The following is an 11278-nucleotide window of genomic DNA, read 5'->3' on the forward strand; positions in this document are numbered from 1 at the left end:
GTCACGACACCTCCCGGCGCAGCGTGCGGACCAGACCGGCGACCAGCGGCAGGAGCACCCAGACGGCGAGCGAGACGCCGAGCCGGCCCCACTGCCCGCCAGTCATCTCGGCGCCGAGCAGCGGCTCCATCGTGTACGACGTGTCGAGCCAGCGGGCCGGCTCCCGCAGCGCGGAGATCATCGCGGCGAGCAGGCTCCACACCGTGGGCAGCAGCAGATAGGTGACGATCGCCAGCGGCGTGTTCCGGGCCAGCAGCCCGAACGCGGCGCCCATCAGCACGTTCACCACCTGGAACACGGCCGCGTGCGGCAGCAGTTGCCAGTCGAACGTCCAGGCGCCCGCCCCGCCGGTGGCGCCGGCGGCGAGCGTGCCGACCGCGGCGACCGCGAGGCTGACCAGCACCGACGCGAGCGCGGCCAGCACCACGGCGGCGAGCTTGGCGACGATCACCCGTTCCCGGCGGGGCACCAGCGCGAACGTGGTGAGCGCGGTGCGCTGCGACCACTCGCCGGTGATGGAGAGGATGCCGAGCACCGGCAGCAGCAGGCCGACCGGCAGCAGCGACGGGGTGAAGAAGGCGGTGAACGTCTGGTCCGGCGCCTCGACGACGAAGAGCTGCACCACCACGATCACGGCCGCGATCAGCCCGATCGTGATCAGCAGCCACCGTCCGGCCCGGGTGTCGGCGAGCTTGCGCAGCTCCACGCCGGTCAGCCGGGCCAGCGTCGGTCCGGCGACGGCGGCCTCGGGACGCGGCGGCGCTGGGGTACGGGTGGTGGTGGTCATCGGACGGCCTCCTTGGTCGACGCGCCGGCGGTGAGGGTGAGGAAGAGCTGTTCGAGGCCGCCGCTGCCGGCCGGGCGCAGCTCGGTGAGGACCAGTCCGGCGTCCGCCGCGGCCTGGCCGACCTGACCCGGCTCGGCCCGGACCACGTAGCCGCCGTCGGTGCCGGCCGTGGCGGGCAGCGCGGCCCGCTCCAGCGTCAGGCGCAGGGCGTGCGCGTCGCGGGCGCGCACCAGCGTGCCGGCGCCTGCCAGCAACTCGTCCTTGCCGCCCTGGGCGACCACCCGGCCCCCGCCGATCACCACCGGCCGGTCGGCCACCGCCTCCACCTCGCGCAGCAGGTGCGAGGAGAGCAGCACCGTGCCGCCCCGGTCGGCGAAGTCGCGCAGCAGGCCGCGCATCCAGAAGATCCCCTCCGGGTCGAGGCCGTTGGCCGGCTCGTCCAGGATCAGCACCCGGGGGTCACCCAGCAGCGCCAGCGCCAGGCCGAGCCGCTGCCGCATGCCCAGGGAGTACGCCCCGACGCGGCGCCGGGCGGCGGTCTCGTTCAGCCCGACCCGGTCCAGTGCCGCCGCCACCCGCGCCCGGTCCACGCCCATGGTGCGGGCGGCGAGCGTGAGCGCCTCCCGTCCGGTGCGTCCGGCGTGCTGCGCCGAGGCGTCGAGCAGCACGCCGATCTCCCGCCCCGGATTGGGCAGGTCGCGGTAGGGGCGGCCGGCGACCGTGGCGCCGCCCGCTGTGGGCGGCGTCATCCCGCAGATCATCCGCATCGTGGTGGACTTCCCGGCGCCGTTCGGCCCGAGGAAACCGGTCACCGTGCCCGGTTCGCACCGGAACGTGACGTCCGCGACGGCGGTGTGCGGGCCGTACCGCTTGGTGAGCTGGTCGACTTCGATCATGCCTTCGAGCCTGCCGGGGCCACCCGGCCACGCGCTGCGGCCGGCGGTCGGCGTCGCCGTCGACCTCGGTTCACCGCAGTCGTCGACTTTGGTAGCTGGTAGCCGGTCCGGACGGCTTCCTAGCATGGGTGGGTGAGCAGCGCCGTCGTACCCGATCATCCCTGGCTCCTGCCGGGCTCCCTGGTGCCCGCCCGGACCGCCCGGCGGACCCCGCGGGACTGGTTCGTCGACGGCGCGCTGTTCGTGGCCTCGCTGCTCTGGGTGCTCATCGCCCACGGCGACGTCACCAGCGCGAGCCCGGAGTTCGGGCTCAACGCCGGTCCGGCCTGGCTGGAGGAGGTCGACCTGCTGATCGGCCTGTGGATCAGCGGGGCGCTCTGGCTACGCCGGCGCTGGCCGGTCGGGCTGGCACTGGCCACCGCGCCGCTGGTGTTCTTCTCGGTCACCTCCGGCGTCGCGTTGCTCGTCATCACGTTCACCGTGCTGGTGCACCGGCCACTGCCGGTGGGCCTGGCCCTGGCGGCCTGGAACGTGCTCAGCCTGCCGGTCTACCTCGCCGTCCGGCCCGACCCGACGATGCCGTTCTGGGGTTCGGTGATCTGGACCGCGCTGTTCATCGGCGTGGTGGTGGCGTGGGCGCTGTTCGTCCGGGCCCGCCGCCAGCTGGTGCTGTCCCTGCGCGACCGCGCCGAGCGGGCCGAGGCCGAGCAGCAGCTCCGGCTCGACCAGGCCCGGCAGCTCGAACGCGGCCGGATCGCCCGGGAGATGCACGACGTGCTCGCCCACCGGATCTCCCTGCTCAGCCTGCACGCGGGCGCGCTGGAGTTCCGGCCGGACGCGCCGCCGGAGGAGGTGGCGCGGGCGGCCGGGGTGATCCGGGCCAGCGCGCACGCCGCGCTCCAGGACCTGCGCGAGGTGATCGGCGTGCTGCGGGCCGAGGTCGGCTCCGAGGCCACGCCCGAACGGCCGCAGCCCACGCTGGCCGACGTGCCCGCGCTGGTCGCCGAGAGCCGCGACGCCGGGGTACGGGTCGGCGTGATCGAGGAGGTGGCCGAGCCGGAGGCGGTGCCCGCGGCGATCGGGCGCAGCGCGTACCGGATCGTGCAGGAAGGGCTGACAAACGCCCGCAAGCACGCGCCCGGCGCGGTGGTGACCGTCCGGCTGGCCGGTGGCCCGGGGCACGGGCTGGTAGTGGAGATCAGCAACCCGTGGCCGGTGGGCAGCCCGGCCACCGCGATCCCGGGCACCGGCACCGGCCTGGTCGGCATCGCCGAGCGGGTCACGCTCGCCGGTGGCCGCCTGGAACACGGGCGGGACGCCGACGGCACGTTCCGGCTGACCGCCTGGCTGCCCTGGGCGGCGCAGTGAGCGCCCCGGTACGGGTGCTGATCGTCGACGACGACCCGCTGGTCCGTGGCGCGCTGTCGATGATCCTCGGCGGCGTACCCGACCTCGCGGTGGTCGGCGAGGCCACCGACGGCGCCGAGGTGCCCGACGCCGTCGCCGCCCACGCCCCGGACGTGGTGCTGATGGACATCCGCATGCCCCGGGTCGACGGCCTGGCCGCCACCGAGGCGCTGCGTGCCACAGCGGAACCGCCCGAGGTGCTGGTGCTCACCACGTTCGACGCGGACGAGCAGGTGCTGCGGGCGCTGCGGGCCGGGGCGAGCGGCTTCCTGCTCAAGGACACCCCGCCGGCCGAGATCGTGGCGGCGGTACGCCGGGTCGCGGCGGGGGAGGCGACGCTGTCCCCGGCGGTGACCCGCAAGCTCATCGCGCACGTCACCGGTGCCGCGCCGGCACCCGGCCCGGACCCGAAGCGGGAGCGGGCGGTACGGCTGCTCGACGGGCTCTCCGAACGGGAACGGGAGGTCGCGGTGCTGCTCGGCCGGGGCCGGACCAACGCGGAGATCTCCGCCGAGTTGTTCATGAGCGTGGCGACGGTGAAGGCGTACGTGTCGCGGCTGCTGACGAAGCTCGGCCTGAACAACCGTGTGCAGGTGGCCCTGCTGGTCCAGGACGCCGGCCTGGTCTGAGGCGCAGACACTCTCATTCGGGATACTATCAGAGATGAGAGTATCCGTCCTGATAGTATGAGGTGATGACGTGGCCGGTTTCGTCGGCAGGACGAGGGAGCTGGCCCGGCTCGACGGCATGTTGGCGCGCGTCGAACGCGGCGGCCGGGCGGGGCGCCCGGGACGGGCGCTGCTCATGCGTGGACGCCGACGGGTGGGTAAGTCCCGCCTCGTTGAGGAGTTCGTCGAGCGCGCGGGCGTACCCCACCTCTTCTTCACCGCCTCGGCGCAACCCACCCCCGCCGCCGACCTGCGGCTCTTCGTCGAAGCGGCGGCCGGCTCGACGCTCCCTGGAGCGGGTCTGTTCGCCGGACAGGCGCCGGCCACCTGGGACGCGGCTCTCACCCTCCTCGCCGCCGCGCTGCCCACGGATCAGCCCAGCGTCGTCGTGCTCGACGAGATGCCCTACCTCATCGCCACCGACCCCGGCTTCGAGGGCACCCTCCAGAAGGTCTTCGACCGGGAGCTGTCCCGTCGGCCGGTCCTGCTGATCTGCGTCGGCTCGGACCTGGCGATGATGGAGGCGCTCAACGACTACGGCCGCCCGTTCCACCAGCGCGCGACCGAGATGGTCGTGCCGCCCCTGAGCCCCGGCGACGTGGCCGAGATGCTCCAGTTGCCGCCGGCGGATGCCATCGACGCGTACCTCGTCACCGGTGGCCTGCCGCTCGTCCTCGACGACTGGGCCCCCGGCGAGACCGTGCGCGACTACCTCGCCCAGGCCGTCCCGGACCCCACTTCCGCGCTGCTCGTCAGCGGGGAACGGGCCCTCGCTGCCGAGTTTCCGCCGCAGTCCCAGCCGGGCGTGGTGCTGCGCGCCATCGGCTCCGGGGAGCGCACCTCCTCCTCCATCGCGCGGGCGGCCGGCGGAATCCCGCAGGCGTCGCTGCACCGCGCGCTCCGACTGCTGACCGACAAGCGGGTCGTGGAGGCCGCCGTCCCGCTGTCCACCCGTCCGTCGCGCGAGACCCGCTACGTGGTCGCCGATCCGTATCTCCGCTTCTGGCTCGCCTTCCTCGACCCCTACCTCGCCGAGATCGAGCGCGGCAGAGGGGATCTGACGCTCGCCCGCATCCATTCGTCCTGGACCTCATGGCGAGGGCGTGCGGTCGAGCCGGTGATCCGGGAGTCCCTGCGGCGGCTGCCGCCGGGGAGCCTGCCGTCCGGGACGGCGGAGGTGGGCGGTTACTGGACGCGTACCAACGATCCCGAGATCGACCTGGTCGGCGGCGATCGGAGCCCGGTGGCCAAGCGGATCACGTTCGTGGGCTCGGTCAAGTGGCTGGAGAACGGCGCGTTCGACGGTCACGACCTGGCCCGGCTGCTTCACCACCGCGCCCAGCTACCGGGCGCCGACGACCACACACCGGTCGTCGCGGTGGTGCGCAGTGGCCGTGCGGTCGACGGAGTCACCGCGCTCGGGCCGGCCGAACTGCTCGCCGCGTGGCGGGATTGAACTGCTGCCGTCATCCGGCCGTACCAGTGGTCGAGGATGTGGTGCGGCCGTTCCGCCGCACCGCTGCCGAACTGCGGGAGGCCTGCCGTGCGAGTTGGTGAGCAGTCGACGGATCCCATCGACCAGATCCTGGGCGAGGTGCCGGTACCGGCGCCGTTGACCCCCGAGGACGTCCGCCTCGCGGTCCGGGCGGTGGTGGTGCACGCCGCCGAGGAGTGGCCCGCGGGGCCGAAGTGCCGCAACGACGGTTCGTCGTTCCCCTGCCGGTTGCATCGCTGGGGCCGGCGCGTGCTGGAGACACACGGTCTCAATGACCGCCAGATCGACGCGCTGATCCGGCACGGCAACCCGTTCGTGCACGTGCCCTTCCCGTTCGTGCTGACCGGACCGTCCGGCGCCCGTCCCGCCCCCGGGCAGGCCGCCCGCGGTCAGACGGCGCGACCGGGCGTACCCGGTCAGGTGGCGCGGCCCGGCGTACCCGGTCAGGCCGGCCGCCCTGTGCCCGGACAGCCGGCCCGGTCGGTGCCGGGTCAGGCCGCCCGCCCCGCCGCGGCGCAGGCGGCGCGCGGTGCGGTTCCGCGGGCCGCCGCGCCGCCGGTGCGGCCCGGTCTGCGGCCGGTCGCCGGGCGGTCGGCTCCCACCGCCCGGCCCCGCTGGCCCCGGGCGAGCTGACGCCCGGCGCCCGGTTCCGGTCGCGCCGACGCCCCGTCGCGGAGTGGCGTCGGTCGCGCCGGAGCATGCCGACGGCGGCCCGGACGGGGAGCCCCCACCCCCGGTCCGGGCCGCCGTCACCGCATCACTTGACTCCGCAGTCCGGTGCGGACCAGCCCTTCGTGTTCGACGACTTGTCCCGGTTGTTCTCCCGCCGCGAGTCGACGTGCGTGTGGTCGTCGTGGTCCGGGTAGCCGGGGCCGTAGATGCCGCTGAAGCCCCGGCTGCGGGCCGAGCGGGCGATGTCGCAGAGGCTGCGGTGCTTGGCGATCAGGTCGGCCGCGTTGCCGTAGAGGTGCTGGCTGTCCGCGGCGCCGCCGACCTGCCGGTTGCAGGCGATGCTGCGGAACCCGCTGGTCACGTAGAGCGGCTTGTCGCCGAGGCTGCGCCGCAGCGCCTCCAGCTTCCACATGGTGCGCAGCGCGTTCTCCCGGGTGGCCGACGCGGAGAGCGGGCCACCGGCCCACCCGCCCTTGCCGCAGCCGTTGTCCAGCTCGGCGTAGCTGAAGTGCTTCGGCGTGCAGTCGCTGTCCTTCTGCAGGTCGTAGATCCTGGCGAACGTCTGCGGCCCGGCCACGCCGTCGGCGCGCAGCCCGTACGCGGTCTGGAAGCGCTTGACCGCGGCGGCCGTCTCCGGGCCGTACACGCCGTCGACCCGGACGATGCCGCCGTACGCCGCCCAGCCGGCCACCCGGATCTGGAGCTGCCGGACGTCGTCGCCGGAGCTTCCCTGGGACAGCGTCCGGTTCCAGGTGTAGCAGCCGTCGGCGTGCGCCGGTGGCGCGGCCACGACTGTCGCCACGGCGGCCCCGGGCAGGGCCAGCGCGAACGCGACCGCCGCCCGCTTCAGGGTGTTGACGCGCACAGAGTCCTCCCGATGTCAGAGCGGAACTGGGATCCGACGGGCACATCGACCGGTACGTCCCGTCCCTCTCACCGTGACAGGTACGAGGATTCTTCGTGGTGATTAGCGGAAATTGTTCTCACATCGCCCGGTTGCTGGGTATTGGCTGTGAATACTGCCTGTTTGCGTACGCGCTGCCGGGTGTCGCCCGTCGGACGTGACCGGTAACGTCTGCTCCCGGACCGGGCGGCGACCTCGACGGGCGGGGAGGTGGGCGTTGGCGCGTGGCGGCGTGTTCTGCGTCGAGGGGCAGTGGCACCGCGACCTCAACGAACGCGGGTCCGTCCTGCCCACGCTCGACCTGCTGGAGCGGCTCGGCCGCATCCGCTACATCCACAAGGACGCGGCCACCCGCGACGAGCTGTTCTACTTCGTCGACCGCTGGCTGCTCAAGCAGTACGCCGACCACCGGGTGGGCTTCTTCGCCATGCACGGCGAGCCGAGCCGGCTCTGCCTCACCGACTGGGACTCGGTCGAGCTGTCGGACGTGGCCGAGCGGATGGCCGGCCGCTGCGAGGGCCGCCGCCTCTACTTCGGCAGCTGCTCGGTGCTGCGCGCCTCCGACGCCACGCTGCGCGCGTTCCTCGACGTCACCGGCGCGGCGCTGATCTGCGGCTTCACCCGCGAGGTGGACTGGGTCGAGTCGGCCGCCTTCGAGACGGTGCTGCTCGACGTGCTCGCCAACGGGCAGCGGCACAACGCCGCCGAGCTGCGGATGCGCTCGGCGCACTGGGCGCCGCTCGCCGCGTACCTCGGTTTCCGGGTGATCTACGCCAACGGCCGCGCCTGGCGGCCCTCGGCCCGCCCGCGCGTGCCGGAGCAGGTCACCGCGCAGCGGTCCGCCGGCCGCCCGCGCTGAGAACGACGGACATGCCTGGTAGAACCGAGGCATGGCACGCAGCATCGCGAAGAACACCCGGGTCGACCGGGACGCCCTGATCGAGTTCCTCCGCCCCCGCCACCACGTCGTGCTCATGACCACCCGCTCCGACGGGCGCCCGCAGTCCTCCCCGGTGGCCTGCGGGGTGGATGCCGAGGGCCGGCTGGTGATCTCCACCTATCCCGAGCGTGCCAAGGTCACCAACATCCGCCGCGACCCGCGCGTCTCCGCGTGCGTGCTCTCCGACGACTGGAACGGCCCGTGGGTGCAGGTCGACGGCGTGGCCGAGGTGCTCGACCTGCCCGAGGCGCTGGAACCGCTGGTCGAGTACTTCCGCAGCATCTCCGGCGAGCACCCGGACTGGGACGAGTACCGGTCGGCCATGGTCGCGCAGGGCAAGTCGCTGATCCGGGTCACGATCGAGTCCTGGGGCCCGATCGCCACCGGCGGCTTCCCGGCCCGGCTGGCCGACTGAATCAGTACGCGACCGTGAACCGGGCGTTGCCGAAGCGCGGATCCTCGATCTCGTCGACGATCGCCACCGCCAGGTCCTCGTAGGTGAGCACCGAACGGCCCTGCGCGTCGGTCACCGGGTGGTCGGTGCCGGTGCGGTAGTGCCCGGTCCGCTCGCCCGGGTGGAACTCCAGCGGCGGCGGGGAGACGTACGTCCAGGTCACCCCGTCGGCGCTGGACCTGTAGAACTCCAGCGCGTCGGCCTGACCGTGCGCCGAGTCCCGGTACTCCTCCGGGAAGTCCGGCTCGTCCAGATACCGGGTCCCCTTTGGCGTGAGCAGCGTCGAGCCACCGCCGACGTGGATCACCCGAGGTGGGTCCGGCAACTCACGCAGCGTGTCGACCAGCGTCCGCGCGGCGTCGCGCCACAGGGCCCGCTCGCCGCCGCCGATGGCCACCACCAGCACGTCCGCGTCCTCGGCCAGTTCGCGTACGCTCCGCGCCGACGTGGCGTCGCCGGTCACCGTGCGTACGCCTGGGGGTAGGTAGCCGACCGCCTCCGGACGCCGCACCGCCGCTGTCACCCGGTGCCCCCGCTCGACCGCCTCCGCGGCGATCCGCGAGCCCGCCGTCCCGCCGGCGCCGAACACGACGATGTCGCTCATGACTCACAGGCTAGGCAGCCTGCCGGCGGGCGGCGGGAGTTCCGCCGAACCGGCTCAGTCGACGATCGCCGAGTAGACGAGCTGGCGCAACTGGCTGCGCAGCGGGTACGTGCTGGACGGCATCAACTGGGTGAACAGCAGCGCGGTGACCTCCTCCACCGGGTCCACCCAGAACGCGGTGCTGGCCAGGCCGCCCCAGTAGAACTCGCCGACGCTGCTCGGCACCCGCGACGGCACCGGGTCCAGCACGACCGCGAAGCCCAGCCCGAAGCCGACCCCGTCGAGGATCGTCTCGGCGAAGCCCTCCGGCGAGAACGAGGCCAGATCCCGGTTGCCGGGCAGGTGGTTGCGGGTCATGAAGCGCACCGTGCGCGGCCCGAGCAGGCGCACCCCGTCCAGCTCGCCGCCACGCAGCAGGAACTGGGTGAACCGGTGGTAGTCGGCCGCCGTGGAGACCAGCCCGCCGCCGCCGGAGTGCCACGTCGGCTCCGCCAGCGCGGCCCGGCCCACCCCGTCGGCGCGTACCGCCTGACCGGTCGCCGGGTGCGGGGCGTAGAGGGCGGCCAGGCGTTTCGCGTCCGCCGCGTCCACCCACCAGCGGGTGTCGGTCATGCCCAGCGGGCCCAGGATCCGCTCGGCGAAGAACGCGTCGAGCGACTGCCCGGAGATCACCTCGACCAGGCGGCCGAGGACGTCGGTGGAGACGCCGTAGTTCCAGCTCGTGCCGGGCTGGAACAGCAGCGGCAGCCGGGCCAGCCCGGCCGAGGCCGCCGCCAGGTCCGCGCCCGGCGGCACGCCCAGGTCGAAGCCCGCCGCCCGGTACAGGCCGTCGACCACCGACACCTGGGCGAAGCCGTACGTCAGGCCGGCGGTGTGGGTGAGCAGGTGCCAGATCCGGATCGGCTCGACCGCCGGCACCGTGTACGGCTTGAGCACCGAACCCCGGTCGTAGACCCGTACGTCGGCGAACTCCGGCAGCCAGCGGCTGACCGGGTCGTTCAGCTCGAGCCGGCCCTCCTCCCAGAGCATCATCGCGGCGACCGAGGTGATCGGCTTGGTCATCGAGTAGATGCGCCAGAGCGTGTCCGCCTCGACCGGCGTACCGGCCTCCCGGTCGCGCAGCCCGTACGTCGAGGAGTGGGCGATCTCGCCCCGGCGGGTGACGACGATCTGCCAGCCGGCGAGCCGGCCGTCGTCGACGTACCGGGCGAAGTGCTCGTCGATCCGCGCCAGCCGGGCGGGATCGAGGCCGACACGTCCGGGGTCGGTGCTCACGGTGACACTCACGACCGCGAACCTACCCGCAGGTACCGCGGCCGGGAAGTGTCACTAGGGTCGGTGGCATGCCGGAGCCGGTCGAGGACGTCACCTACCGCCAGGAGGACTGGTACGCCGAGGAGTTGGCCGACAGGCACTTCGTACGGTGCGAGTTCTTCCACGTCGACCTGACCGAGGCGGTCAGCCGGGGCGCGGTCTTCACCGACTGCGTGTTCGGCAACGTGGCGTTCAACGCCTCCCGGCACACCGACTCGGCGTTCACCAGGTGCTCGTTCAGCAAGTGCAACCTCTTCGAGGCCGAGTTCACCGGCTGCAAGCTGGTCGGCAGCACGTTCGACCGCTGCGACCTGCGCCCGCTGCGGGTCGACCGGGGCGACTGGTCCTTCGTCACGCTGGCCGGCGCCGACCTGCGCGGGGCGCGGATCACCGACGTACGGATGCGGGAGGTCGACCTGAGCGGCGCCGACCTCACCGGCGCGACGCTGACCGGCGTGGACCTGTCCGGCGCCCAGTTGCACGCCGCCAAGCTGATCCGGGCCGACCTGCGCGGCAGCGACCTGTCCGCGCTCGACCCGACGGCGGTGCAGCGTTCCGGCGCGCGGATCGACGCCGAGCAGGCGGTGATGCTGGCCCAGGCGCTCGGTTTCCAGGTCGGCTGAAAGCTGCCGCGGGTTGTCAGGTTTCCCGGCCAGAATCGGGCGCATGACATGGTGGTCCGATCTGGTGGCGGCCGAACCCGAGTTCGCGGCGCGGATACGCGCCCGCTTCGCGGTCCGCAAGCACGGCACGATGGCGACACTGCGGCGGGACGGCTCGCCGCGGATCAGCGGCACCGAGTTCGACTTCGGTGACGACGGGCAGCTGCGGCTGGGCAGCATGGCCGGCGCGGTCAAGGCGCTCGACCTGCGCCGCGATCCTCGGGTGGCGCTGCACAGCCCGACCGAGGACGCCCCGCCGGACGACCCGTCCACCTGGGACGGGGACGCGAAGATCGCCGGCCGGGCGCACGAGGAGCAGCCCGCCGAGGACGGCTCGCACAGCTTCCGGATCGAGCTGACCGAGGTGGTGCTCACCCGGGTGGGTGACCCGCCCGACCACCTGCTGATCGAGAGCTGGCACCCCACCCGGGGCCTGCACCGCCGCACCCGCCACTGACGCCACCCACCATCCCGC

General features: G+C 73.4%; 13 protein-coding genes. 8 read left to right on the forward strand and 5 right to left on the reverse strand.

The features are described 5' to 3' along the window. Position 1: 1 nt before the first annotated feature. Positions 2–787, reverse strand: coding sequence for an ABC transporter permease (locus tag BAW75_RS20980; RefSeq protein WP_104114624.1), 786 nt, complete (start codon positions 785–787; stop codon positions 2–4). Beyond that, positions 784–1683, reverse strand: a complete 900-nt coding sequence (locus BAW75_RS20985; RefSeq protein ID WP_104114625.1) for an ABC transporter ATP-binding protein — start codon at positions 1681–1683, stop codon at positions 784–786. The genes BAW75_RS20980 and BAW75_RS20985 overlap by 4 nt, the downstream gene beginning before the upstream one ends. 132 nt (positions 1684–1815) lie before the next feature. Here BAW75_RS20985 and BAW75_RS20990 point away from each other — a divergent pair, with 132 nt between their 5' ends. The 4 genes from BAW75_RS20990 to BAW75_RS21005 all read left to right on the forward strand — a co-directional run bounded on the left by BAW75_RS20990 (position 1816) and on the right by BAW75_RS21005 (position 5886). Continuing rightward, the gene (locus tag BAW75_RS20990) at positions 1816–3051 is read left to right on the forward strand and encodes a sensor histidine kinase (protein ID WP_104114626.1); all 1236 of its coding nucleotides are present in this window, start codon (positions 1816–1818) and stop codon (positions 3049–3051) included. Further along, positions 3027–3719 (forward strand): response regulator, encoded by a 693-nt coding sequence (locus tag BAW75_RS20995; RefSeq protein ID WP_420915042.1) that lies wholly within the window; start codon positions 3027–3029, stop codon positions 3717–3719. The genes BAW75_RS20990 and BAW75_RS20995 overlap by 25 nt, the downstream gene beginning before the upstream one ends. Positions 3720–3789: 70 nt before the next feature. Further along, a complete protein-coding gene (locus BAW75_RS21000; protein WP_244206197.1) occupies positions 3790–5214 on the forward strand; it encodes an ATP-binding protein in 1425 nt (474 codons plus the stop codon). 87 nt (positions 5215–5301) lie between these two features. Beyond that, a complete protein-coding gene (locus BAW75_RS21005; RefSeq protein WP_104114628.1) occupies positions 5302–5886 on the forward strand; it encodes a hypothetical protein in 585 nt (194 codons plus the stop codon). Positions 5887–6010: 124 nt separating this feature from the next. Here the strand turns inward: BAW75_RS21005 and BAW75_RS21010 are convergent, their stop codons facing one another. Continuing rightward, a complete protein-coding gene (locus tag BAW75_RS21010; RefSeq protein ID WP_043326248.1) occupies positions 6011–6790 on the reverse strand; it encodes a D-Ala-D-Ala carboxypeptidase family metallohydrolase in 780 nt (259 codons plus the stop codon). Positions 6791–7046: 256 nt separating this feature from the next. Between BAW75_RS21010 and BAW75_RS32375 the strand changes: the two genes are divergently transcribed. Together BAW75_RS32375 and BAW75_RS21020 are read left to right on the forward strand one after the other, a co-directional pair. Beyond that, positions 7047–7688 carry a DUF6642 family protein gene (locus tag BAW75_RS32375; RefSeq protein ID WP_104114629.1) on the forward strand — a complete coding sequence of 214 codons (642 nt, stop codon included), beginning with the start codon at positions 7047–7049 and terminating at the stop codon, positions 7686–7688. Between the two features lie 31 nt (positions 7689–7719). Next, positions 7720–8184 (forward strand): PPOX class F420-dependent oxidoreductase, encoded by a 465-nt coding sequence (locus tag BAW75_RS21020; protein WP_104114630.1) that lies wholly within the window; start codon positions 7720–7722, stop codon positions 8182–8184. 1 nt (position 8185) lies between these two features. Here BAW75_RS21020 and BAW75_RS21025 read toward each other — a convergent pair whose 3' ends face one another. Continuing rightward, positions 8186–8827 (reverse strand): NAD(P)-dependent oxidoreductase, encoded by a 642-nt coding sequence (locus BAW75_RS21025; protein ID WP_043326240.1) that lies wholly within the window; start codon positions 8825–8827, stop codon positions 8186–8188. A 54-nt stretch (positions 8828–8881) separates the two neighbouring features. Then, positions 8882–10114, reverse strand: coding sequence for a serine hydrolase domain-containing protein (locus BAW75_RS21030; RefSeq protein ID WP_104114631.1), 1233 nt, complete (start codon positions 10112–10114; stop codon positions 8882–8884). A 56-nt stretch (positions 10115–10170) separates the two neighbouring features. On the opposite strand from BAW75_RS21030, the gene BAW75_RS21035 reads away from it, so the two are divergent. Next, a complete protein-coding gene (locus BAW75_RS21035; RefSeq protein ID WP_104114632.1) occupies positions 10171–10764 on the forward strand; it encodes a pentapeptide repeat-containing protein in 594 nt (197 codons plus the stop codon). A 43-nt stretch (positions 10765–10807) separates the two neighbouring features. After that, positions 10808–11260, forward strand: coding sequence for a pyridoxamine 5'-phosphate oxidase family protein (locus tag BAW75_RS21040; RefSeq protein ID WP_104114633.1), 453 nt, complete (start codon positions 10808–10810; stop codon positions 11258–11260). The last annotated feature ends 18 nt before the right edge of the window (positions 11261–11278 follow it).

The organism is Micromonospora chalcea (assembly GCF_002926165.1).
Classification (GTDB): Bacteria; Actinomycetota; Actinomycetes; order Mycobacteriales; family Micromonosporaceae; genus Micromonospora; species Micromonospora chalcea.